The organism is Pseudomonas sp. R4-39-08 (genome assembly GCF_003852275.1).
Classification (GTDB): domain Bacteria; phylum Pseudomonadota; class Gammaproteobacteria; order Pseudomonadales; family Pseudomonadaceae; genus Aquipseudomonas.
Genome location: NZ_CP027733.1, coordinates 3,311,246 through 3,335,797, shown reverse-complemented (window position 1 = coordinate 3,335,797; position 24,552 = coordinate 3,311,246). Strand labels below are relative to the sequence as shown.

Genomic DNA, 24,552 nt, shown 5'->3' with positions numbered 1-24,552 from the left:
GGCATCATCGCAGCCAGTTGGTGCGTGCCAGCTCGATCACTTCATCGCCACGCCCGCTCATCACGGCCTTGAGCATATACAGGCTGAACCCCTTGGCCTGTTCCAGCTTGATGCTCGGCGGCATCACCAGCTCCTGAGTCGCGGTCACCACATCTACCAGCACCGGGCCGTCGTGGGCCAGGGCGCGGCGCAGGGCCGGCTCCAGGTCTTCGGATTGCTCCACACGGATCCCCAGGATGCCCATGGCGTTGGACATGGCCGCGAAGTCCGGGTTTTTCAGCTCGGTTCCTGTGTCCAGGTAGCCTGCCGCCTTCATCTCCATCGCGACGAAACCCAGTGACGCGTTATTGAACACGATCAGTTTCACTGGCAGGTTCAATTGCGCCAGAGAAATGAAATCCCCCATCAACATGGTGAAACCGCCGTCGCCAGACATCGAGATCACCTGGCGCCCAGGGAATGCCGCCTGTGCGCCGATGGCCTGGGGCATGGCGTTGGCCATCGAACCGTGGTTGAACGAGCCGATCAGCCGGCGCTTGCCGTTCATTTTCAAATATCGCGCGGCCCATACGGTCGGTGAGCCGACATCGGCGGTGAAGATCGCGTCGTCATCGGCCAGCTCGCTGAGCAGGCGTGCCACGTATTGGGGATGGATCGGCCGATCCGCCTTGGACGGTTGCGCCAGGTCATCCAGACCCTGGCGGGCTTTTTCGTAATGCTTCAACGAGGTTTCAAGAAAGCTGCGATCCGTCTTGCGGGTCAGGCGTGGCAGCAACGCATCGAGGGTTTCACTGACATCGGCGGCGATGCCCAGGTCCAGGGTCGTACGTCGTCCCAGGGCCTGGGGGTCGCGGTCGACCTGAACGATCGTCGCGTCGGTCGGGTAGAACTGGCGGTAGGGGAAGTCGGTGCCGAGCATGATCAGGGTGTCGCAATCGAGCATGGCGTGGTAACCGGAGCTGAACCCGATCAGGCCGGTCATGCCGACGTCGAACGGGTTATCCCACTCCACATGCTCCTTGCCGCGCAGTGCGTGCACCACCGGCGCGCCGAGGGCATCGGCCAGCGCGACCACTTGATCATGGGCGCCGGCGCAACCGCTGCCGCACAGCAGGGTGACTTTTTCACTGCTTTGGAGGATCTCGCTCAGCCGCTGCAGATCGGCCTCTGCCGGCAAGGTGCGCGGTGCATGCAGCGCCGGCCAGGGCTTGAGCTTGTCCTCCACTTCCAGCAGCGAGACATCCCCGGGGATCACCACCACCGCCACGCCCCGATTGAGGATCGCCGAACGCATGGCGCGATGCAGCACCTGGGGCATTTGCTCGGGGTTGCTCACCAGCTCGATGAAATGGCTGCACTCCTTGAACAGCTCCTGGGGATGGGTTTCCTGAAAGTAGTTCAGGCCGATCTCCGAGGACGGAATTTGCGCGGCAATCGCCAGTACCGGCACATGGTTGCGATGGCAATCGAACAACCCATTGATCAAGTGCAGGTTACCCGGCCCGCAACTGCCGGCGCACACCGTCAGCTCACCGGTGGCGGCGGCTTCGGCACCGGCGGCGAACGCGGCCACTTCTTCGTGGCGCACATGCATCCACTCGATGCTGTCCATGCTGCGCAGGGCGTCGGTAAGGCCATTGAGGCTGTCGCCGGTCAGGCCCCAGATGCGCTTGATACCCGCCTGTTCAAGGGTGGTTGCCAACTGCTGGGCCAGGTTGATTTTCGCCATGAAGAACTCCAATCGTCAGTGAGATGAATAACTGCTGATCAGTAGAGGACAGTTCGATCACGGCGAATGCTCCGCCTCTAATGTGAAGATTGCGTCATGGCCGCGCGGTATTGGCGGGTGGGTCGATTGAGAAACCATTGGTCACTTAACCGTGTTCGGCTGGCTATATGTGGGTTGCTATCTATTCCGACGTCGTGCGCCCGCCGCAAAAGCTGCCGGATGTACGCAGATCCAACTGGGGAGGGGGCTTGCTCCCGATGACGGTGGGTCAGTACCTACTAAGCTGGCTGACCCACCGCAATCGGGGGCAAGCCCCCTCCCACATTTTTTTACTCAGCGGCGCCGGAATAGCGGCAGCGGCTCATCCGTTGCCGCCTGGTACGTCACCGAAAAATCCTTGAGACTTTCCAGCGCTTCGTACGGGTCTTTGTCGGCGCGCAAGGCGAAGGCATCGAAGCCGCAGCGGCGCAGGTAGAACAGTTGGTCGCGCAGCACGTCGCCAATCGCCCGCAGTTCGCCCTTGTAGCCATAGCGCTCACGCAGCAGACGGGCGTTGGAGTAGTTGCGCCCGTCGGTGAAGGCCGGGAAGTTCAGGGCGATGACCTGAAAATGCTCCACATCATCACCGATCTCCTCGGCTTCTTCATCGGCGTCCAGCCACACGCCCAGGCCGCCGTCGCGGGCCTTGAGGGCGTGGCCGTGTTCGCGCCACAGCGCCAATGGGACGATCAGGTCGTCGCAGTTGGAGATGCCGTCGAAGCTCGCATCCTTGGGCAGCAGGTGCCAGGTTTCGTCGACGACTTCGTTGTGCTTAATGATTCGCTGCATAGACGCGCTCCTTGAACAGGTCAATGCCGATGCGCTGATAGGTGTCGATGAAACGCTCATCTTCGGTGCGCTGTTCGATGTACACGTCGATCAGCTTGCCGATCACCTCGGGCATGGCTTCCTGGGCGAAGGACGGGCCGAGGATTTTGCCCAGGCTCGCCTCGCGGCTGGCGCTGCCACCCAGGGACACTTGATAGAATTCTTCGCCTTTCTTGTCCACGCCCAGGATGCCGATGTGGCCGACGTGGTGGTGGCCGCAGGCGTTCATGCACCCGGAGATGTTCAGGTCCAGCTCGCCGATGTCGAACAGGTAGTCCAGGTCGTCGAAACGGCGCTGGATCGATTCGGCGATCGGGATCGACTTGGCGTTGGCCAGGGAGCAGAAGTCGCCGCCCGGGCAGCAGATGATGTCGGTCAACAGGCCGATGTTCGGCGTAGCGAAACCGCCTTCGCGCAGTTCGCCCCACAGGGTGAACAGTTGGCTCTGCTCGACGTCCGCGAGAATGATGTTCTGCTCGTGGGAGGTGCGCAGCTGGCCGAAGCTGTAGCGGTCGGCCAGGTCGGCGACGGCGTCCAGCTGCTTGTCGGTGATGTCGCCCGGTGCCACGCCGGTGGGTTTGAGCGACAGGGTCACCGCCACATAGCCCGGTTGTTTATGCGCCAGGGTATTGCGCGCGCGCCAGCGGGCGAAACCTGGGTGCTGCTGGTCGAGTGCCGCGAGCTCGGCGTCCTGATTTGTCAGGGCCTTGTACTCGGGATCAACGAAGTGCTTGGCCACGCGCAGCACTTCGGCTTCGGTCAAGGTCGTCTGGCCGCCGCGCAGGTGTTCCATCTCGGCGTCGACTTTCTGCGCGAACACCTCAGGGGTCAGCGCCTTGACCAGGATCTTGATCCGGGCCTTGTACTTGTTGTCGCGGCGACCATAACGGTTGTAAACCCGCAGGATCGCGTCGAGGTAGCTCAGCAGGTCCTGCCACGGCAGGAACTCGTTGATAAAGGCGCCGACCACCGGGGTACGCCCCAGGCCGCCACCCACCAACACCCGGAAACCCAGCTCGCCGGCGGCGTTGTGCACCGGCTCCAGGCCGATGTCGTGGACTTCGATGGCGGCGCGGTCCGACGTCGAGCCATTGATGGCGATCTTGAACTTGCGCGGCAGGTAGGCAAATTCGGGATGGAAGGTGGTCCATTGACGCACGATTTCACACCAGGGACGCGGATCGATCACTTCATCGAAGGCGACGCCGGCGAATTGGTCGGTGGTCACGTTGCGCAGGCAGTTACCGCTGGTCTGAATGGCGTGCATCTGCACGGTCGCCAGTTCAGCCAGGATGTCCGGCACGTCCTCCAGGGCCGGCCAGTTGAACTGCACGTTCTGGCGGGTACTGATGTGGGCGTAGCCTTTGTCGAAGTCGCGGGCGATCTTGGCCATCATGCGCGTCTGGCGCGAGGTCAGCTGGCCATAGGGCACAGCCACCCGCAGCATCGGCGCAAAGCGCTGAACATAAAGGCCATTTTGCAGGCGCAGAGGGCGGAACTCTTCTTCGCTCAGTTCACCTGCTAAGTAGCGTCGGGTCTGATCACGGAACTGCTTGACGCGGTCCTCGATGATGCGCTGATCGTATTCGTCGTATACGTACATATAGGTCCTGTTCTCGGCAAATCTGCGCGCACGGCCGCGCACTCCCAACGGAGCCGGCGCACGATACCAGTTTGCGTTTATGCGCAAAAGTGATGTTTGAGTATATGCAAATAACCAAAATGACTAATGGGAAGGGTTATTGCGATATCCACATTTGTCATAGGGGCAAGTCTGGTCTTTACTGGTGTCGAGTCTTAGGGCAATCACCTATAAAACCGACAAGAGGCGATGCGATGAGCAATTCGACAAAAATACGTAAACCCGACAGCACCGTGGATGCCTGGGCGATTCTGTTCCTGATCATCCTTGTAGTGGGCACCGCTGTGTTCTGGGTCAGCCACCAGTAAGTCATCCCTTCAGCTTGCAGTCCTTGCCGCCTCGGCCGGCTTCATACCCCGGCCAGGTGCAGCACCAGCTTGACAATGCCAAACAGCGTCAGCGCAAACACTGCCGTGAATACAATACCCATTATCACGAAGTGGCTCGGCTTGCCGTGAGTGAAGTCGCGGGCGCGGTTCTTGCCGCTTTGCACGCCAAAGGCGGCGGCCATGACGCTGTGGAGCATCTGCCAGAACGTGGGCGGTTTGTGCTGTGGGTCGTCCATGGAGTCCTCGTCATGAGGTGCAACTGAGTGAGGTAGGACAAAGCATAGCCGAGCCCCCGCGTCATGGCGGCCCATATAGCTAACTACCGCCTACACGATTACCGGTGCTTACCCGTTTGGGTTTGTAGACCGCAACGCCCGTGCAGGGGCTCGACAAGCCCCTGCATGGGTGCAAGAGCCTATCAGTTGTCGTAGCCCAGGTTCGGCGCCAGCCAGCGCTCGGTCACGCTCAGGTCCTGGCCCTTGCGCGCGGTGTAGCTCAGCACCTGGTCCTTGTCGACCTTACCCACGGCAAAGTACTGCGCCTGCGGGTGAGCGAAGTACCAGCCGCTGACGGCTGCCGCCGGGAACATCGCATAGTGCTCGGTGAGGAACACACCGCTGCGGCCGGCCTGCATTTCGCGGGCCTCTGGGTCGAGCAGCTGGAACAACTGGGCTTTCTCGGTGTGGTCCGGGCACGCCGGGTAGCCTGGGGCAGGGCGGATGCCGCTGTATTGCTCCTTGATCAGCGCATCGTTGTCCAGCTGTTCGTCCTTGGCGTAGCCCCAGTGTTCTTTACGCACTTGCTGGTGCAACCACTCGGCGCAGGCTTCGGCCAGGCGGTCGGCGAGGGCCTTGACCATGATCGAGTTGTAGTCGTCGCCGGCGTCCTGATAGGCCTTGGCGACCTCTTCGGCGCCGATGCCGGCGGTGGTGATGAAGCCACCGATGTAGTCGGTCACGCCGCTGTCCTTGGGCGCGACAAAGTCGGCCAGGGAGAAATTCGGCTTGCCGTCGGTCTTGATGATCTGCTGGCGCAGGTGGTGCAGCCGGGCGATCGGCTGGCCGTCTTCGCCATAGACTTCCAGGTCATCGTCCTGCACCTGGTTGGTCGGCCAGAAGCCGAACACCGCGCGGGCGCTGATGAGTTTTTCATCGATCAACTTCCTGAGCATTTCCCGGGCATCGGCATACAGCGCGGTGGCCGCTTCACCCACCACTTCATCGGTGAGGATGCGTGGGAATTTGCCGGCCAGGTCCCAGGAAATGAAGAACGGTGTCCAGTCGATGTACTCGGCCAGCACGTTGAGGTCGATATTCTCCAGCACCCTGGTGCCGGTAAAGGTCGGCTTGACCGGGGTGTACGTGCTCCAGTCGAACTGCGGCTTCTTGGCAATCGCCGCCGGGTAGCTCAGGCGTTCGGTGCGGGCGCTGCGGTTGGCGGTGCGCTCGCGTACGTCGATGTATTCCAGGCGGGTTTTCTCGACGAAACCGGCTTTCAATTCCTTGGACAGCAACTGCGTGGCCACGCCCACGGCACGCGAGGCGTCGGTCACGTAGATCACCGCGTCATTGCTGTACTTGGGCTCGATTTTCACCGCCGTGTGCGCCTTGGAGGTGGTGGCGCCACCGATCATCAGCGGCAGGTGGAAGTCCTGGCGCTGCATCTCGCGGGCCACATGCACCATCTCGTCCAGGGACGGGGTGATCAAGCCGGACAGGCCGATGATGTCGCACTTCTGTTCCTTGGCCACCTGCAGGATCTTTTCCGCCGGGACCATCACGCCGAGGTCGACGATGTCATAGCCGTTGCACCCCAGCACCACGCCGACGATGTTCTTGCCGATGTCGTGCACGTCGCCCTTGACCGTTGCCATCAGGATCTTGCCCTTGGCCTCCGGCTTGTCGCCCTTTTCCAGCTCGATAAAGGGAATCAGATGGGCCACGGCCTGCTTCATCACTCGGGCGGACTTGACCACCTGGGGCAGGAACATTTTGCCGGCGCCGAACAGGTCACCGACGATGTTCATCCCGGACATCAGCGGGCCTTCGATCACCTCGATCGGGCGCGCGAACGACAGTCGCGACTCTTCTGTGTCTTCGACAATGTGTGTGGTAATGCCCTTGACCAGCGCGTGTTCCAGGCGCTTGTTCACCGGCCAGCCACGCCACTCTTCGGTCTCGGCTTCCTTGACGCTGCCGTCGCCCTTGTACTTGTCGGCAATGGCGAGCAGGGCGTCGGTGCCGTCCGGGGTGCGGTTGAGCACCACGTCTTCCACCGCATCGCGCAGCTCGGCCGGGATCTGGTCGTAGATCTCCAGTTGGCCGGCGTTGACGATACCCATGGTCAGCCCGTTGCGGATCGCATACAGCAGGAACACCGAGTGGATCGCCTCGCGCACCGGGTTGTTACCACGAAACGAAAACGACACGTTGGACACGCCACCGGAGGTCAGCGCGTAGGGCAACTCGTCGCGGATGTAGGCGCAGGCATTGATGAAGTCGACGGCGTAGTTGTTGTGCTCTTCGATGCCGGTGGCGACCGCGAAGATGTTCGGGTCGAAGATGATGTCTTCCGGCGGGAAGCCCACTTCATTGACCAGGATGTCATAGGAGCGTTTGCAGATTTCCTTCTTGCGCGCTTCGGTGTCGGCCTGGCCGGCTTCGTCGAACGCCATCACCACCACGGCTGCGCCATAGCGCTTGCACAGCTTGGCGTGGTGAATGAACTGCTCCACGCCTTCCTTCATGCTGATGGAGTTGACGATGCCCTTGCCCTGGATGCACTTGAGGCCGGCTTCGATCACTTCCCACTTGGAGGAGTCGATCATGATCGGCACGCGCGAGATGTCCGGTTCGCCGGCGATCAGGTTGAGGAAGGTCACCATGGCCTTCTTCGAGTCGAGCATGCCCTCGTCCATGTTGATGTCGATCACCTGGGCGCCGGCTTCCACCTGCTGCAGGGCGACTTCCAGGGCTTCGGTGTAGTTGTCTTCACGGATCAGCCGGGCGAACTTGGCGGAACCGGTGATGTTGGTGCGTTCGCCGACGTTGACGAACAACGAGCTGCGATCGATGGTGAACGGCTCCAGGCCGGACAGGCGGCAGGCCTTGGGAATGTCCGGGATCGAGCGCGGCGCATAACCGGCCACGGCCTTGGCGATGGCTTCGATATGCCCCGGCGTGGTGCCGCAGCAGCCACCGACGATATTGAGGAAGCCGCTCTGGGCGAACTCTTCGATGACCTTGGCCGTTTCCGAGGGCAGTTCGTCGTACTCGCCGAACTCGTTGGGCAGGCCGGCGTTAGGGTGCGCGGAAACGTGGGTATTGGCCTTGTTCGACAATTCTTCCAGGTACGGGCGCAGTTCGCTGGCGCCGAGCGCGCAGTTCAAGCCGACCGAAATCGGCTTGGCGTGGGCTACGGAGTTCCAGAACGCTTCGGTGGTCTGGCCGGACAACGTGCGCCCGGAGGCATCGGTGATGGTGCCGGAAATCATGATCGGCAGCTCTACGCCGAGTTCCTCGAACACGCCTTGCACCGCGAAGATCGCGGCTTTGGCGTTAAGGGTGTCGAAGATCGTTTCGATCAGGATCAGGTCGGCGCCGCCTTCGATCAGGCCCTTGGTGGCCTCGGTGTAGTTTTCCACCAATTGATCGAAGGTCACGTTGCGGTAGCCGGGGTTGTTCACGTCCGGCGACAGCGAGCAGGTGCGGCTGGTGGGGCCGAGAACGCCGGCGACGAAGCGCGGCTTGGCCGGGTTCTCGAGGGTCTTGGCGTCGGCCACTTTACGGGCCAGGCGCGCGCCTTCCACGTTTAACTCGTAGGCCAGCTCTTCCATGCCGTAGTCGGCCATGGAAATGCGCGTGGCGTTGAAGGTGTTGGTTTCAAGGATGTCGGCACCGGCATCCAGGTAGGCCTTTTCAATTCCACCAATCACGTCAGGGCGGGTGAGCACCAGCAAGTCATTATTGCCCTTGACGTCGCTTGGCCAGTCGGCGAAGCGTTTGCCACGGTAGTCCTGCTCCTCAAGCTTATAGCTCTGGATCATCGTGCCCATGCCACCGTCAAGGATCAGGATGCGTTCCTTGAGGGCGTGGTGAAGGGCTTGCAGACGAGCGCTACGATCGGACATGGGACTACTCTAAGTCAGGCATTACGAAGGGTATCGATCATACCAAACCTGTGCGAATTTTAAGCGTGTCGGGATTAACATGAATATCACTCATGTTGGCGAAGGCGCTGGCCGTTGGGATCGCCGCCACTTAATAGAGCGCATACATTGAACCCGGACCGGGTACCTATACGCTTGGTGTAATCGTCAGCGCCGTCCTGGTGCTGGAGAAGGAAAGGAAACCTATCGCTCGCTCAAGCGGCGGCTAGGTGTGGAGGATCGGGTAATTATTTCCCGACAAAAATACTAGGACTTTGTACCTCTGTAATGATTTGGCGTAAACTGCCGGCAAGCCTGTGAGGAGTTTCCATGACTGCCATAACCATTACCGACGCCGCCCACGATTACCTGGCTGACCTGCTGTCCAAGCAGAACACCCCAGGCATCGGCATCCGCGTCTTTATCACCCAGCCCGGCACCCAGTACGCCGAGACGTGCATTGCCTACTGCAAGCCTGGGGAAGAGAAACCTGAAGACACCGCTCTGGGGCTGAAAAGCTTCACCGCGTATATCGACAACTTCAGCGAAGCCTTCCTCGACGACGCCGTAGTCGACTACGCCACCGACCGTATGGGCGGCCAGTTGACTATCAAGGCGCCGAACGCCAAGGTGCCGAACGTCAACGCCGACAGCCCGGTCAACGAGCGCATCAACTATTACCTGCAGACCGAGATCAACCCGGGGCTGGCCAGCCACGGCGGTCAGGTCAGCTTGATCGATGTGGTTGAGGACGGCATCGCCGTATTGAAATTCGGCGGCGGCTGCCAGGGCTGTGGCCAAGCGGATGTGACCCTGCGCGAAGGCATCGAGCGCACCCTGCTGGAGCGTATTCCAGAGCTCAAGGGCGTACGCGACGTGACTGACCACACGCAGAAAGAAAACGCCTACTACTGAGTAAGGTGTTCACTGCGAGCATAAAAACGGCGCCCCGTGAGCGCCGTTTTTTATTGTTTTTTTTCAAGTAGTTGCGCGACATTGATGACGCAGAACATTAACTGTGGGAGCAAGCCCCCCTCCCACAGTTTTGGCGGTGTTTATCCGGGGCGATAGAGATGGGCATGGCCGGCACGGTAAAGCGATGACCCGCTGAAGCTGTCATTGGTCAGCACGCGGCCCACCAGGATCAGCGCGGTACGCCGGAAACCTTTTGCCTCAACCTTGGCCACAATATCCTCAAGCGTGCCAACTGCCCAATCCTGATCTGGCCACGTCGCCCGATGCACCACGGCAATCGGGCAGTCCGCGCCGTAATGCGGCAACAGTTCGGCGACGATCTTCTCCAGGTGGTTGACCCCCAGGTGAATCGCCATGGTCGTGCCGTGTCGCGCCATGCTGTCGAAGTCTTCGCCCGCCGGCATGCTGGTTTTATCGGCGTAGCGCGTCAGGATTACGCTTTGGGCGATGTCCGGCAGGGTCAGCTCGGTCTCAAGCAGCGCTGCACACGCCGCTACTGCGGTGACGCCAGGAATGATCTGGAACGGTATGCCCAGCTCGCGCAAGTAACGAATCTGCTCGCCAATCGCGCCGTACAGGCTCGGATCTCCGGAGTGCACGCGTGCCACATCCTGGCCATTTGCATGGGCGACCTTGATCAAGTCGATGATCTGCTCCAGGTGCAGTTCAGCGCTGTTGACCACGTGTTCGGCGTTATGACCTTCCAGCACCGCCGTTGGCACCAGCGAGCCCGCGTAGATGATCACCGGGCAACTGCGAATCAGCCGCTGGCCTTTGACGGTAATCAGTTCCGGATCGCCGGGGCCGGCGCCGATGAAGTAGACGGTCATGGGAGATTCCTGTCGAAAAACGGGCGAGCATGAAGACTGCTCATGATCGGAAGGGACGATTATCGAGGTTTTAACCGGCGCAGGCCAATGCAAAGGTGGCCTGGGCGGTTTTTTTGCGGGTGATCAGCAGGCGTGCGGGGGCGTTGGCAAGATGTTCGGCGAGGGCCAGGGCAGCGCTTTCGGCGACCCCATGGCAGCCGGTATGCGTAAAGGCAACGGCCGATTTATGGCTCAGCCGATCTTCATAGACGGCCAGTTGTTCAGCGCTGAAACACTGCAACGGCAAGCCCAGCAATCGGGACAGGGCGAGCAGCCCCGGTTCCTCGCGCTTGAGGTCGATACTTGCCAGTGCGGTAATGCCTTGGCGTTCAATCCCGCCCTCGGTGAGGGCGGTGTCAAAGAGGCTCAGCAGGGTGTGAAGATCACAACCGCGCTGGCAGCCCAGGCCGACCACCAGGGTCATGCCGAGTATTGATCGTCGCGGTTGCGGCGGAACAGCCAGGCGCTGATCAGGCCCAGTGCCAGCCAGAACGCCACGTTGGTCAGCTGCGACGCGATCTTGAACTGGGCCTCCAGGGCTTCTGGCGCGAGCATCGAATGCACTTGCGGTTGCGGCGCACCGACCACATGCGGCACGGCCAGGATCGCCACGCCCAGCACTTTGAGCAGCCAGTTGCGGCCGAACACGATCAGCGCAATACCGGCGGCGGTAGAGGCTGCAGTACCGATCCACCAGATCTGGCGTTGGGCCAGGTCAGCGGCAGCGGTGCCCGGCAGCTCTGGCGGCAGGCCCAGGGTCGGCGCCAGCACGAAGGTCGCGTAACCGGCCAACCCCCATAGCAGGCCTTGGGCCGTGCGGGTCGGTGCGCGCAGCGTGTAGAGGCCGGCCAGCATCAGGGCGAACCCGACGGCAACTACCAGGTTGCCACCGGTTGTGGACAGCACGCGCTGCCAGCCGTCTTCCGGCTCCCAGGCTTCGGCATCGTGGGTATGGGCGGCGGCGCCTGCGGCATGTTCATGCGCTGGTTCGGTGGCTGCCGGGGCGTTTTCAAAGGTTTCCGCCTGCAGAATCAGCGGGGCGACCCAGAAGCTTTGCAGCAGGGTCAGCAGCAGGGCGGCCAGCAGGCCTGTGAAACCTGCGGTTTGGGCAATACGCTTGATCATGTCGGCAGGTCTCAGTGGCACGGGAACGCGGCGCTGTGGCGGGTATCGTGAGCAGCGTTGTGCACGGCTTCGATGTGTGAGAAACCCGCGAAATACACCAGGCACGCGCCGAGGATCGACGCCCCGATAGCGGCGGTCAGGCGTTGGCCCAGGGTGGCGGAGCTGCTGGCGGTGTGCGAGGTGCTGCTGATGATCGACATGGCGCGTCCCTTCTGGGTGTCAGGGTGAAACGAGCGCATGAAAACCCCGCGAGCCGGGCACGCAGGGTTCTGAACAGCGCCCGCCCACCGCGGGTTTGTTATCTGAATTTTTCGGGCCGGTCTCCGGGCTTGCGAGGGGCGCTTGGCCTGTCAAGCATCTCCTTCCCATGCACAGCACAGTGGATTTGACGCTTCGCTCGCTTACCGTTGCGGGGGCAGCACCGGACTTGCCATGGGTCTATGGCGCACCGGTTTCCCGTTTCACCCTGTGAAGGGCACCCGAAACAAGTTGCATAGGAAAACACGGGCGAGACCTGGGCGTCAATCGAGGTGGGGGCGGGCGCTGGATGGGGAGGGCGTGAGCAGCTGATGAGTAATATCTTTAATTGGTTTGTGTGGGTGTCGCGCTTTATTTTGAATGTTTCTTGTTGGAAGCTGGGCGCCTTGAATGTTGATGTGTCATTTATGAGGCTTAGTTCACGATGAGTGTATCTCGCGCCAAGTTTAATCCGGGTAATGTTTGCGCACATACGGATCAACCGCACAAGTTGCCCGAGTCCCAGCAAGCATTCTCAAGCGTTAACGCCCCTGCGCATGGAGATCGCTCCCAGCGCGCCGATGATCCGTATTCCCGCGCAAGCTTCAATAAACCTGTGTGGTCGTTGAGCGATATGGCGCACCAGATCGATCGTAAGGGGCGTAGATTGAATGACAGTAATGGCGACCACACAGTGCAACTCTCTTATACGTTTAATGAAGTTGCAAAAAATGAAAGTAAGTTTAATGAGATACAAAAAAATCAGGCCCGACGCTCAATGCAGTCCTGGGCGGATGTTGCGAAGGTTACTTTTAAAGAAGATGCCATTGAATCCGAAGGCCGGTTACGGTTTGTCAACGACAAGGCGCCGGCAGTCGCCGACGCTTTGTTCTCACATTATCAGGGCCGGGTGCGTGTGAACCCCGGCTATGCGGATAACCGTGCACCGCAGGTCAACGGCTTCGGGCGCCAAACGCTCACGCACGAGATCGGCCACATCCTGGGCGCCGCACATACAGGCGATTATGACGCTACTCGTGGGCCCGCCACCTACCACGCGCAAGCCGCCTATGCACAAGACAGTCGGGGCTACTCAGTCATGAGCTATTTTGACGTGAGCCATACTCATCAGGATTTCAAGGGGCAACACGCCTCCTCGCCATTGATGGCCGACATCGCCTGGGCTCAGAGGGTTTATGGTGCCAACCATCAGACGCGCAATACCGATACTACCTACGGGTTCAACTCCAATACCCAGCGAGACGATCTGTCCTTGAATTCGTCTCGCGACGGTGCTGTGTTTTGCGTCTGGGACGGCGGCGGCAACGATACGTTGGACTTCTCTGGATATCATCAGGACCAGGTGATCAACCTGCGCGCCCAGTCTTTTTCCGATGTAGGAGGAATGAAGGGCAATGTTTCCATCGCCAAGGGCGTTACCCTGGAAAACGCCATCGGTGGTTCAGGTAAAGACGTGCTGATCGGAAATGACGCTGACAACCACCTCACCGGCGGCGCCGGCGCGGACCACATGCGAGGAGGCGCGGGCAGCGATACGTTCATCTACCAGTATGCCAGTGATTCGACGTTATACGCCCCGGACCAGTTGATGGACTTTGTCAGTGGGCAGGACAGCATCGATATTTCCCCGCTGTTGCGCAGGCATGGCCTTGGCTCGCTGATTTTTGTCAGCCAGTTCACTGGGCGGGCAGGCGAGGTGGGCGTGGGTTACGATCCGCAGACGGACGAGTCATGGGTTGTACTCGACCTGACCGGCAACGGCGAAATTGATTTCTATCTCCAAAGCCACGGGCAGATACGGCATACCGACATTGTTGGCGATGTGCCTGTCAGCTTTCATTACGCGTGAACCCTGCCTCCCGGGTAGGGGACATTGACCGCCGACCCTGCACTGCGTAGCCTTGCTCGCTCGAGGTTCTTCGGCCCAGGCCGAAGCTAAGAAGGGAACGCGGTTCAAGCCGCGGCTGCCCCCGCAACTGTGAAGGGTTCTACTGACTGCCACGCCACTGCCGATCCGGCGGGAAGGCGCAGTCAGCGCCGGTCGCAAGACCCGCAAGCCCCAAGCCAGGAGACCTGCCTCGCACTCGATTTTTCAATTCAACCGGGCGGGGTGATCCGGTGACGAAATCCGCTGCTGCGCGCCGTCGCAGGGCCTATCGTCCCGTATGCCCGCCCCAAAGGGCATCCGATGAAAACACTGGCCAAACTCCCCGTCACCATCGTTACCGGTTTCCTCGGCTCGGGAAAGACCACCTTGCTGCGCCATATGCTCGACAACGCCCAGGGCCGTCGCATTGCGGTGATCGTCAATGAATTCGGCGAGCTGGGCATTGACGGGGACATCCTCAAGCAGTGCTCCATCGGTTGCACCGAAGAAGAAGCCAACGGCCGCGTGTACGAGCTGGCCAATGGCTGCCTGTGCTGCACCGTGCAGGAAGAGTTCTTCCCGGTGATGCGCGAACTGGTGGCCCGGCGTGGCGACCTCGACCATATCCTCATCGAAACCTCGGGCCTGGCCCTGCCCAAGCCGCTGGTCCAGGCCTTCCAATGGCCGGAAATCCGCAATGCCTGCACCGTGGACGCGGTGATCACCGTGGTCGACAGCCCGGCCGTGGCCGCCGGCACCTTCGCCGCGTTCCCGGACCAGGTCGACGCCCAGCGCAAGCTCGACCCGAACCTGGACCACGAGTCGCCCCTGCACGAGCTGTTCGCCGACCAACTGGCCAGTGCCGACCTGGTGATCCTCAACAAGGCCGACCTGATCAGCGCCGAAGACCTGGCCCGCGTGCGCCTGGAAGTGGCCGAGGAGTTGCCGCCGGCGGTGAAAGTCATCGAAGCCAGCAGCGGTCGCGTACCACTGGACGTGTTGATCGGTCTGGGCGCCGGCTCCGAGGAGCATATCGATGCGCGCCATAGCCATCACGACCATCATCATGAAGGTGAGGACGATCACGACCACGACGCGTTCGACTCCATCTCCATCGACCTGCCGCCAGCCGACGAAGCCCTGCTGCTCGACGCCCTGACGCAATTGGTGGTGCAGCACGGCATCCTGCGCGTCAAGGGCTTCGCCGCCATCCCGAACAAACCGATGCGCCTGCTGATCCAGGGCGTGGGCACGCGTTTCGACAAGCATTTCGACCGTGCCTGGGGCGCCGATGAGGCACGCACCACACGCCTGGTGCTGATCGGCCAGGCGCTTGACGCGGCAGGCCTTGAAGCGCAACTGCGCGCCGCCATCAGCGCCTGACCCATGCACCTGCTCAGGACCCAGCCCGGTGGCTTCGTCGCGGACGACAACATCGCCGACCTTGGCCAAACCCCCGCCGAGTTGGTGATCCTGTGCAGCGGCGATTCCAGCCTGGCGCTGCTTGCCGAGGCGGCCCGGCAGTTGCCCGAGGATTACCCCAGCCTGCGCCTGGCCAACCCGATGCAGGTGCAGAACCATGCCTCGGTCGACCTGTACGTCGATGACGTGCTGCGCCACGCCAAGGTCATCCTGATTTCGCTGCATGGCGGCATCGGTTACTGGCGCTATGGCGTCGAGCGTCTGGTGGCGTTGGCGGAGCGTGGCGTCACGCTGATCCTGGTACCGGGGGATGATCGCCCAGACCCGGAACTCAGCGGTTTGAGCAGCGTGGAGGCGCCCGAGCGTGACCGGCTGTGGCAGTTCCTGCGCCAGGGCGGCCTGGGTAACGCGCTGGACTTCTATCGCTGCCTGGCCGCCGGCTATCTGGGGCGCGACTATGCCTGGGCTGAGCCGCAAAGCCTGCCGCGCACCTCGATCTACCACCCGCTGACCGCCAACGCCCACCTGGCTGATTGGCAGGCGCAGTGGCGCGTGGATTATCCGGTGGCGGCGGTGCTGTTCTACCGCTCGCACTTGCAGGCCGCCAATACCGGGTTCATCGACGTGTTCTGCCAGCGCCTGCAGGCAGCGGGCCTTAACCCCTTACCGATCGCAGTCGCCAGTTTGAAAGAGCCCGGTTGCCTGGAGGTGGTCGAAGACCTGTTGGATGAGGTGCAGGCGGCGGTGATCCTCAACACCACCGGCTTTGCTCAATCGAGCCCCGAAGCGCCGCATCTGCGCCCGTTTCGCCGCAATATCCCGGTGATCCAGGCGATCTGCGCCCAGGACAACCAGCCCGGCTGGCAGGCCAGCGAACAAGGCCTGGGCCCTCGCGACCTGGCGATGCACATCGCCTTGCCGGAGTTGGACGGGCGCATCATCAGCCGGCCGATCAGCTTCAAGGACCTGGCCTGGCGCAGTGAGCGCAGCCAGTCGGACGTGGTGTGCTACCGCGCCGCGCCCGAACGCATGGACTTTATCGCCGAACTGGCGCGCCGCTGGGTCGAGCTGGCGCGGGTGCCGAATGAGCATAAGCGCGTGGCCTTGATCCTGGCCAATTATCCAACCCGTGACGGCCGTATCGGCAACGGCGTGGGCCTGGATACGCCGGCGGCGGCGCTGAATATCCTGCGCGCGCTGCACGCCGAAGGGTATCCGGTGCCTGCCACCTTGCCGGACAGCGGCACGGCCTTGATCCATGCGTTGCTGGGCGGCGTCACCAACGACCTCGACAGCCTCGACCTGCGCCCGTGTCATCAGAGCCTTGCGCTGGACGACTACGCGGCGATGTTCCAGCGCCTGCCCGAAGCCAATCGCCAGGCGGTGCTGGAGCGCTGGGGCGCGCCCCATCAGGACCCGATGTGCCGCGACGGTCGCCTGATGATCGCCGGCCTGCGCCTGGATCAAACCTTTGTGGGCATCCAGCCGGCGCGCGGTTACCAGGTCGACCCGAGTGCGGTGTATCACGACCCTGACCTGGTGCCGCCCCACGGCTACCTGGCGTTCTATTTCTGGCTGCGCCATACCTACGGCGCCCATGCGCTGATTCACGTTGGCAAGCACGGCAACCTCGAATGGCTGCCGGGCAAGGGCGTGGGCCTGTCGGAGAACTGCTGGCCGGACGTGCTGCTCGGCCCGCTGCCGAATATCTACCCGTTTATCGTCAACGATCCCGGCGAGGGCGCCCAGGCCAAACGTCGCACCCAGGCGGTGATCATCGACCACCTGATGCCGCCCCTGACCCGCGCCGAAACCTACGGCCCGCTGCGCAACCTGGAGCTGCTGGCCGACGAATATTATGAAGCGCAGTTGCTCGACCCACGACGCGCGCTGGAACTGCAGAAAGACATTCTCAAGCTGGTGCGCGAAACCCATATCGACGAGGAGCTTGAGCTGGACGGCAATGCCGATGCCGACAGTTGGTTGCCGCGCCTGGATACCTACCTGTGTGACTTGAAGGAATCCCAGATCCGCGACGGCCTGCATATCTTTGGCGAGTCGCCGGCTGGGCGCTTGCGCATCGATACCTTGCTGGCCTTGTTGCGCATCCCTCGGGGCGATGGCCGTGGCGCGCAATCGAGCCTGTTGCGGGTGCTGGCCAAGTCGTTCGAGCTGGGCTTCGACCCTCTGGACTGCGCGCTCGCCGAACCGTGGACCGGGCGTCGGCCCGAGGTGTTGCGCGACCTTGACGCGCAGGTGTGGCGCACCGCCGGCGACACCCGCGAGCGTCTGGAGCTGTACGCGGCGCGCTTGATCGAGCAGGCGCTGGAAGGGCCGCTGGAAGAGCTGGAGGAACCTGGCTGGGAGGACGTGAAGGCCGTTGTCGAAAGCCTGCGCGTGGTCGTGGCGCCGCGTCTGGATGCCTGCGGCCCGGCAGAAATGCGCGGCCTGCTGGACGCCTTGAGCGGTCGCTTCGTGCCGGCCGGCCCCAGCGGCGCGCCGAGCCGCGGCCGCCTGGATGTGCTGCCCACGGGGCGCAATTTCTTCACGGTGGACGTGCGCAACCTGCCGACCACCACGGCCTGGCGCATTGGGTTCCAGTCGGCCAACCTGCTGCTCGAACGGCATCTGCAGGACCACGGCGATCATCTGCGCCAGATGGGCCTGTCGGTGTGGGGCACGGCCACCATGCGCACCGGCGGCGACGATATCGCCCAGGCCATGGCGCTGATGGGCGTGCGGCCGGTCTGGGCCACCGGCAGCCAGCGCGTGGATGACTTCGAGATCCTGCCGATCAGCCTGTTGGATCGTCCCCGCGTCGACGTGACGTTGCGGGTGTCCGGCTTCTTCCGCGATGCCTTCGCCAACCTGATCCGCCTGTTCGATGCGGCGGTGCAAGCGGTCGCCGCCCTGGACGAGCCAGACGACATGAACCCGCTGGCTGCCAAGGTGCGCAGTGAGCGCCAGGCCTTGCGCGAATCGGGCCTGGATGAAGAGGCTGCGGCGAAACAGGCCGGTTGGCGCATTTTCGGCGCCAAGCCGGGGGCCTATGGCGCGGGCGTGCAGGGCGCGATTGATGGCCGCCTGTGGCAAAGCCGCGAGGACTTGGCCGAGGTCTACCTGAACTGGGGCGGCTACGCCTATGGCGGCGCTGACGAAGGCACCGCCGCCCGCGAGCAGTTCGCCCAGCGCTTGAGCCAGGTGCAGGCGGTGTTGCAGAACCAGGACAACCGTGAACACGATGTGCTCGACTCCAACGACTACTATCAATTCCAGGGCGGCATGCTCGCCGCTGTGGAAACCCTGAGCGGCGCCAAGGCCGCCAGCTACCATGGCGACCACAGCCAGCCGGACCTGCCGAAGATCCGCACCTTGAAGGAAGAGCTCAACCGAGTCATTCGTTCCCGCGCGGCCAACCCGAAGTGGATCGAGGGCGTGAAGCGTCACGGCTATAAAGGCGCGTTTGAAATGGCCGCGACCGTGGACAACCTGTTCGCCTTCGACGCCACCACGGCACTGATCGACGACCACCAGTACGCGTTGCTCGCCGACGCCTACCTGCTGGACCCGGACACTCGCGCTTTTGTGCAACAACATAACCCCGACGCCCTGCGCGACATGACCGAGCGCCTGCTCGAAGCCCAGCAACGCGGCCTGTGGCAAGCGCCGGGCGCCTACCGCGAAGCGTTGGAAAACCTGTTGCTGGATATAGAAGAAGACCACTGATGACCGATATTCCGCATTTCCCGCTGGCCGCCGTGGTCGGTGCCGACGCGCTGAAACTGGCGCTATGCCTGACCGCTATCGATCCTCAAATCGGCGGCGTGCTGATCGAAGGCCCGCGCGGCATGGCCAAGTCCACCCTGGCCCGTGGCCTGGCAGACCTGCTCGCCAGTGGGCAGTTTGTCACCTTGCCCCTGGGCGCTACCGAAGAGCGCCTGGTGGGTACCCTGGATTTGGACGCCGCGCTCGGCGAGGGCCGCGCGCAGTTCTCCCCCGGCGTGCTGGCCAAGGCCGATGGCGGCGTGTTGTATGTCGATGAAGTCAACCTGTTGCCCGATCACCTGGTCGATCTGTTGCTGGACGTGGCCGCCAGCGGCACCAACCTGATCGAGCGTGATGGCATCTCCCATCGGCACTCGGCGCGGTTTGTGCTGATCGGCACGATGAACCCGGAGGAGGGCGAGTTGCGTCCACAGCTCCTCGACCGCTTTGGTTTCAACGTGGCATTGAGCGGGCAAACGCTGCCCACCAAGCGTGGGCAGATTATTCGTCGTCGCCTGGATTTCGACCGTGATCCCGCTGCGTTCTGTCAGCAGTGGAATGAGCCGCAGGCGGCGCTGCGCGAGCGCTGCACCCAGGCGCGGGCACGGCTGGACGGTATTGAACTGGATGATCACGCCTTGGCGCAAATCACCGAGCGCTGCTTTGCTGCGGGGGTCGACGGTTTGCGTGCCGACCTGGTCTGGCTACGCGGCGCCCGCGCTCATGCCGCGTGGCGGGGCGCTGACAGGATTGCCGAAGAAGACATTGAAGCGGTTGCGGAATTTGCCTTGCGTCATCGGCGCCAGGAACAGTCGCCACCGGCCAGCCCGCCGAATCCAGGGCAGTCGCCGCAACCCTCGGATACCTCGCCGGGCCAAGGCCAATGGGGCGACATGCCTGCGCCGGCCCTGGCCACCGGTTCCCGTCGCGATGTGCCCACCTGGCCAAAAAAGCCCTAGGCATTCGCCCCCGACCTGACGCGGGGGCGGATGCCCGGCCCAAGGCGGGGCGACTGGACAATGGCAGGCAGGGCAAGGCGCGCAGTGCGAAGCTGGGGTTGATCAACTGGCCGGGCACCTTGCTCGGTGGCAGGCCGCAGCGCCATGAGGATCTGCGCTGGCAGGTGCGCAACCGTTCGGCCCATGAGCTGTGGCTGGTGATTGTCGACGCCTCGGCCTCCACCCGACGGCATCGGGCGTTGAGCGATGCCAAGGGCCTGTTGGCGCAGCTGTTCGATGACGCCTACCGGCAACGGGCGCGCCTGGCGTTGTTGACCGCCAGCGGGCAGTCGCCGCAGTGGCAGGTGCAGGGTTTGAAGGCCTCGAAAGGCTTGGCGGATTGGCTGGAACAGCTAGGCGCCGGTGGCGGTACGCCGTTGCTGGCAGCCTTGAGCGAGGCGGCCCATTGGTTGGTGGCGCGGCGTAAGCGTTACCCGGCGGAGCAGCAGCGGATGCTGGTGATGACCGATGGGCGGCTCAAGGCGATCGACGGGTTGGCGCAGTTGGCGTGTCCGGGGTTACTGGTGGACATCGAGCGCGGGCCGATCAGGCTGGGGCGGGCGCAGGAGTTGGCTGCCGGGTTGCAGCTGGAGTATCGGCATATCGACCAGTTATAGCGCCTGAGCCAATGCATTCGGGAGCAAGCCCCCTCCCACATTTGGAATGCATTCCCCTGTGGGAGGGGGCTTGCTCCCGATAGCGGTCGCCAGTACAGCACAGATTTATCAGCCAGCCCCCGGCACATTCGGCCAAAGATCCGCCACCAGAAACAAGCGCTCGGCTTCCTCCCAGTCCTCACCCTTCTGCACCAACCGCACCAGTAACTGCGCGGGCGCCATCGGGTCCAGGTCTGCCAGCCAGCCCTGCATCTGTTCCTCGCTCCACACCTCGCTTGCCGGGTAATGCGCCGGCGCCAGCCAGGCATGCCGAGGCAAGGGTTGCCAGCGGCCTGCCGCGCTCGCGCTGACAAAGTCCGGCCAATCCCGCTGATGCAACCACCGCCCACGCAAGTGCTGCGGATGGGCGCCATGGGGTGATTCGGCCTGGCCCGGCCACGGATACAGCAGATATCCACCCAGCCACAAGTGCGCATCGAACTGCTGGATATCCAGCGCCGCCAGGGCTTCGCGGCTCTCCGGGCGTGCTGAGATCGGTAATTGATGCTGGGCCAGGTGCGCCAGTTTGCGGTCGAGTCGGTCATGGCAGCCCGGCCCCAGCCACTGCGCCGTGTCGCGGCCGTTGCCAGCCTGCGGGCCCAGATACAGCTTGATCGCCAGTTCCAAGTGATGCACGCCATCGCGGTCGCGCAGCAGCATGTCCAGCTCACCCAGGGTGTGCCCGGCGCGGCGGATCGGCAGGTTGGCCGCCAGCAGCTCCACGCCCGGCGCATGTTGCACGGCAAACTGCCACAGGCGCTCATAATAAAGGCCCAGGCGCCGGGTGCGCGCCAGGCTCAGCCAATGCTGCAGCGCGCTGCTGTCCTGATCGAGCGCACGCAGCCAGGCTTCGAGCAACTGCGGCGCCTGTACCCAGTCGCTGCCCGCCAGCGGATGGCGTTGCGGCCATGGCGTGTGTGCGAGCATCGGTGGCGCCAGCATCACCCACGCCAGGTCGCGCACTTCGGGGTGTCGCAGTTGGCGGGGCAGGGCGTGCAAGTCGGGGAACAGAGTCATGGTGCGAGCATAGCCTCTTACGTTGCGTGCAGGTGCTGAGAACCGCCTGAGAACCATTGTCATCAAGGCGCGGCGGCGACAAAGGATTTTGCCTGAGCCGGCCTTTCGCCCATAATCCTTTCTTTTTGCCGCACCCTATGCCCGCAGGAGCCCCATGGAGCAATTTCGCAATATCGGCATTATCGGTCGCCTGGGCAGTACCCAGGTGCTGGACACCGTCCGCCGGCTGAAAAAATTCCTGCTGGAACGCCACCTGCATGTGATCCTCGAAGACACCATCGGCGAAATCCTGCCGGGACACGGCCTGCAGACTTCCTCGCGCAAGATGCTCGGCGAAGTGTGCGACATGGTCATCGTGGTCGGCGGCGACGGCAGCCTGCTCGGCGCAGCCCGGGCGCTGGCGCGGCATAACGTGCCGGTGCTGGGGATCAACCGCGGCAGCCTGGGGTTTCTTACCGATATCCGTCCGGACGAACTGGAAGTCGAAGTGGCCAAGGTGCTCGACGGCCATTACCTGGTGGAAAACCGCTTCCTGCTGCAGGCCGAAGTGCGCCGCCACGGCGAAGCCATCGGCCAGGGCGATGCCCTCAATGACGTGGTGCTGCATCCGGGCAAATCCACGCGGATGATCGAGTTCGAGCTGTATATCGACGGCCAGTTCGTGTGCAGCCAGAAGGCCGACGGCCTGATCGTCGCCACGCCGACCGGCTCGACCGCCTACGCGCTGTCGGCCGGTGGCCCGATCATGCACCCCAAGCTCGATGCCATTGTGATCGTGCCGATGTACCCCCATATGTTGTCGAGTCGGCCGATTGTGGTCGATGGCAACAGTGAGCTGAAGATCGTGGTGTCCAAAGATATGCAAATCTACCCACAAGTGTCCTGCGACGGGCAGAACCATTTCACCTGCGCTCCCGGCGACACCATCACCGTTAGCAAGAAGGCACAGAAGTTGCGCTTGATCCACCCGCTGGACCACAACTACTACGAAGTGTGCCGCACCAAGCTGGGCTGGGGCAGCCGCTTGGGGGGCGGAGGCGACTGATGCTCGATCCCGCGCGTAGCTACGACCTGATTGGTGACGTGCACGGTTGCGCCCACACGCTGGAGCACTTGCTCGACCAGATGGGCTACCACAAGCAGGGCGGCACCTGGCGCCACCCGTCGCGCATGGCGGTGTTTCTCGGCGATATCATCGACCGCGGCCCGCGCATCCGCGAAGCGCTGCATATCGTCCACGACATGACCGAGGCCGGCCAGGCGCTGTGCATCATGGGCAACCATGAGTTCAATGCGCTGGGTTGGACCACGCCGGCACCGCCGGGCAGTGGCAAGCAGTTCGTGCGTGAGCACACCCCGCGCCATGGGCGGCTGATCCAGGAAACCCTGACCCAGTTCGAGCAGCACCCGGCCGACTGGCACGACTTCCTCGGCTGGTTCTACGACATGCCGCTGTTTGTCGACGCTGGGCGTTTCCGGGTGGTGCATGCGTGCTGGGATGAGGGGTTCATCCAGCCGCTGCGCGCCACGTTCCCGGATGGCTGCATCGATCAGCATTTCCTGCAGGCCGCCGCCGTGCCTGGCAGTTTCGCCTGCAACGCGTTCGATCGCCTGTTGCGCGGCACCGACATGCGCTTGCCCCACGGGCTCACTCTGACCGGTGGCGATGGCCTGACGCGCTCGTTCTTCCGTACCAAATTCTGGGAAGACGACCCGAAAACCTACGGCGACATCGTGTTCCAGCCCGATGCCCTGCCCGAGCCGGTGGCGCGCACGCCATTGTCTTCCACTGAAAAAAATTCCCTGCTGCGCTATGGCGTCGACGAGCCGCTGTTGTTCGTCGGCCATTACTGGCGCAGCGGCAAACCGGCACCGATCCGCCCGAACCTGGCCTGCCTGGACTACAGCGCGGTGCTGTACGGCAAGCTGGTGGCGTATCGCCTGGACCAGGAAACCCAACTGGATCCGCATAAATTCGTCTGGGTCGACGTTGAGCGACCTGAGGTTAGTCAATGAGTACCGTGGCTGTATTGCGCCTGCCCCTGAGTGTCGACCTGGGCGGTTTCGTCAAGTTGCTGCAACGCATGCAGGTGCCTCATCGCGTCAGCGAGGAAGCCGGCGAACAAGTGCTATGGGTGCCCGAGAGCATCAGCGACGATGTGCGCGTGTTGTACCAACGCTTTCCCGCCGGTGATCCGGACCAGCAACTGGACATTCCCGAACGGGCGCCCGTGGCCCGGCCAGGGTTTGTCCAGCAGGTACGCCATAGCCCGGTCACGGCGCTGGTGCTGCTGGCCAGCCTCGTCGTCGGCGCGGTGACGCTGCTTGGCGAAAACCTGCAAACCGTGGCCTGGCTGACCTTCCTGCCGTTCCGGGTGCTGGGCGAATACATTCAGTTCACGCCGCTGGCCGACAGCCTGGCGTCCGGGCAGTGGTGGCGGTTGGTCACGCCAATGCTGATTCACTTCGGCATCCTGCACCTGGCCATGAATGGCATGTGGTACTGGGAGCTGGGCCGCCGCATCGAAGCGCGCCAGGGCAGCATCAACCTGCTGGGCCTGACTCTGTTGTTCAGCCTGGTCTCCAATTACGCGCAGTATGCATACGGCGGCCCGGGCCTGTTTGGCGGTTTGTCCGGCGTGTTGTATGGCCTGCTCGGGCATTGCTGGATCTTTCAACTACTCTCGCCCAACCCGGCATATCGCCTGCCCCGTGGGGTGCTGGCGATGATGCTGGTGTGGCTGGTGCTCTGCCTGTCGGGGCTGGTCTCGATGATCGGTTTCGGCGAAATCGCCAACGCGGCCCATGTGGGCGGCTTGGTTATCGGTTGCCTGACCGGTTTGCTGGGCGGGCTGTACAACCGTCGCAAATCGTCTATTTGATAAG

At 62.8% G+C, this 24,552-nt stretch carries 19 protein-coding genes and 2 riboswitches; of the genes, 9 read left to right on the top strand and 10 right to left on the bottom strand.

What is annotated here, in order from left to right; all coding sequences use genetic code 11:
• Positions 1 to 4 precede the first annotated feature (4 nt).
• The 5 genes from poxB to metH form a co-directional block, all read right to left on the bottom strand.
• Positions 5 to 1,729: a ubiquinone-dependent pyruvate dehydrogenase gene (poxB, locus tag C4J88_RS15385; protein ID WP_124367277.1), complete on the bottom strand. Its 1,725-nt coding sequence runs from the start codon at positions 1,727 to 1,729 to the stop codon at positions 5 to 7.
• Between the two features lie 333 nt (positions 1,730 to 2,062).
• Positions 2,063 to 2,557: a DUF934 domain-containing protein gene (locus C4J88_RS15380; RefSeq protein ID WP_124367276.1), complete on the bottom strand. Its 495-nt coding sequence runs from the start codon at positions 2,555 to 2,557 to the stop codon at positions 2,063 to 2,065.
• Positions 2,541 to 4,199 carry a nitrite/sulfite reductase gene (locus tag C4J88_RS15375; protein ID WP_124407459.1) on the bottom strand — a complete coding sequence of 553 codons (1,659 nt, stop codon included), beginning with the start codon at positions 4,197 to 4,199 and terminating at the stop codon, positions 2,541 to 2,543. The genes C4J88_RS15380 and C4J88_RS15375 overlap by 17 nt, the downstream gene beginning before the upstream one ends.
• A gap of 388 nt (positions 4,200 to 4,587) precedes the next feature.
• Positions 4,588 to 4,803: a DUF2970 domain-containing protein gene (locus tag C4J88_RS15370; RefSeq protein ID WP_124367274.1), complete on the bottom strand. Its 216-nt coding sequence runs from the start codon at positions 4,801 to 4,803 to the stop codon at positions 4,588 to 4,590.
• A gap of 182 nt (positions 4,804 to 4,985) precedes the next feature.
• Positions 4,986 to 8,696, bottom strand: coding sequence for a methionine synthase (gene metH, locus C4J88_RS15365; protein ID WP_124407458.1), 3,711 nt, complete (start codon positions 8,694 to 8,696; stop codon positions 4,986 to 4,988).
• Between the two features lie 348 nt (positions 8,697 to 9,044).
• Here metH and nfuA point away from each other — a divergent pair, with 348 nt between their 5' ends.
• On the top strand, positions 9,045 to 9,629 hold the full coding sequence (gene nfuA / locus C4J88_RS15360) for a Fe-S biogenesis protein NfuA (protein WP_017136914.1): 585 nt from the start codon (positions 9,045 to 9,047) through the stop codon (positions 9,627 to 9,629).
• A gap of 140 nt (positions 9,630 to 9,769) precedes the next feature.
• On the opposite strand, the gene cobM is transcribed toward nfuA, so the two are convergent.
• The 4 genes from cobM to C4J88_RS15340 all read right to left on the bottom strand — a co-directional run bounded on the left by cobM (position 9,770) and on the right by C4J88_RS15340 (position 11,883).
• On the bottom strand, positions 9,770 to 10,519 hold the full coding sequence (gene cobM / locus C4J88_RS15355) for a precorrin-4 C(11)-methyltransferase (RefSeq protein ID WP_124367272.1): 750 nt from the start codon (positions 10,517 to 10,519) through the stop codon (positions 9,770 to 9,772).
• A gap of 70 nt (positions 10,520 to 10,589) precedes the next feature.
• Positions 10,590 to 10,982 (bottom strand): cobalamin biosynthesis protein, encoded by a 393-nt coding sequence (locus tag C4J88_RS15350; RefSeq protein WP_124367271.1) that lies wholly within the window; start codon positions 10,980 to 10,982, stop codon positions 10,590 to 10,592.
• Complete coding sequence (locus tag C4J88_RS15345) at positions 10,979 to 11,683, bottom strand: CbtA family protein (RefSeq protein WP_124407457.1); 705 nt, start codon at positions 11,681 to 11,683, stop codon at positions 10,979 to 10,981. Before C4J88_RS15345 ends, C4J88_RS15350 begins: the two co-directional genes overlap by 4 nt.
• An 11-nt stretch (positions 11,684 to 11,694) precedes the next feature.
• On the bottom strand, positions 11,695 to 11,883 hold the full coding sequence (locus C4J88_RS15340) for a CbtB-domain containing protein (RefSeq protein WP_124407456.1): 189 nt from the start codon (positions 11,881 to 11,883) through the stop codon (positions 11,695 to 11,697).
• Between the two features lie 96 nt (positions 11,884 to 11,979).
• Positions 11,980 to 12,181, bottom strand: a riboswitch (cobalamin riboswitch).
• 184 nt (positions 12,182 to 12,365) lie between these two features.
• On the opposite strand from C4J88_RS15340, the gene C4J88_RS15335 reads away from it, so the two are divergent.
• From C4J88_RS15335 to C4J88_RS15315, 5 genes are all read left to right on the top strand, one after another.
• A complete protein-coding gene (locus tag C4J88_RS15335; RefSeq protein ID WP_164487719.1) occupies positions 12,366 to 13,790 on the top strand; it encodes a M10 family metallopeptidase C-terminal domain-containing protein in 1,425 nt (474 codons plus the stop codon).
• 46 nt (positions 13,791 to 13,836) lie between these two features.
• Positions 13,837 to 14,037, top strand: a riboswitch (cobalamin riboswitch).
• A gap of 92 nt (positions 14,038 to 14,129) precedes the next feature.
• Positions 14,130 to 15,191: a cobalamin biosynthesis protein CobW gene (cobW, locus tag C4J88_RS15330; RefSeq protein WP_124407455.1), complete on the top strand. Its 1,062-nt coding sequence runs from the start codon at positions 14,130 to 14,132 to the stop codon at positions 15,189 to 15,191.
• Between the two features lie 3 nt (positions 15,192 to 15,194).
• Positions 15,195 to 18,956 (top strand): cobaltochelatase subunit CobN, encoded by a 3,762-nt coding sequence (cobN, locus tag C4J88_RS15325; protein WP_124407454.1) that lies wholly within the window; start codon positions 15,195 to 15,197, stop codon positions 18,954 to 18,956.
• Positions 18,956 to 19,954 (top strand): ATP-binding protein, encoded by a 999-nt coding sequence (locus C4J88_RS15320; RefSeq protein WP_124407453.1) that lies wholly within the window; start codon positions 18,956 to 18,958, stop codon positions 19,952 to 19,954. The genes cobN and C4J88_RS15320 overlap by 1 nt, the downstream gene beginning before the upstream one ends.
• A 53-nt stretch (positions 19,955 to 20,007) precedes the next feature.
• Positions 20,008 to 20,610, top strand: a complete 603-nt coding sequence (locus C4J88_RS15315) for a VWA domain-containing protein (protein ID WP_124408629.1) — start codon at positions 20,008 to 20,010, stop codon at positions 20,608 to 20,610.
• A gap of 108 nt (positions 20,611 to 20,718) precedes the next feature.
• Here C4J88_RS15315 and C4J88_RS15310 read toward each other — a convergent pair whose 3' ends face one another.
• A complete protein-coding gene (locus C4J88_RS15310) occupies positions 20,719 to 21,666 on the bottom strand; it encodes a DUF1853 family protein (protein WP_124407452.1) in 948 nt (315 codons plus the stop codon).
• 154 nt (positions 21,667 to 21,820) lie between these two features.
• Between C4J88_RS15310 and C4J88_RS15305 the strand changes: the two genes are divergently transcribed.
• Genes C4J88_RS15305 through C4J88_RS15295 form a run of 3 tightly spaced genes read left to right on the top strand, consistent with a single transcriptional unit; the run spans position 21,821 to position 24,548 of the window.
• The gene (locus tag C4J88_RS15305) at positions 21,821 to 22,711 is read left to right on the top strand and encodes an NAD(+) kinase (RefSeq protein WP_057725186.1); all 891 of its coding nucleotides are present in this window, start codon (positions 21,821 to 21,823) and stop codon (positions 22,709 to 22,711) included.
• Positions 22,711 to 23,682: a metallophosphoesterase gene (locus tag C4J88_RS15300; RefSeq protein WP_124367265.1), complete on the top strand. Its 972-nt coding sequence runs from the start codon at positions 22,711 to 22,713 to the stop codon at positions 23,680 to 23,682. The genes C4J88_RS15305 and C4J88_RS15300 overlap by 1 nt, the downstream gene beginning before the upstream one ends.
• Positions 23,679 to 24,548: a rhomboid family intramembrane serine protease gene (locus tag C4J88_RS15295; protein WP_124407451.1), complete on the top strand. Its 870-nt coding sequence runs from the start codon at positions 23,679 to 23,681 to the stop codon at positions 24,546 to 24,548. The genes C4J88_RS15300 and C4J88_RS15295 overlap by 4 nt, the downstream gene beginning before the upstream one ends.
• Positions 24,549 to 24,552: the final 4 nt, after the last annotated feature.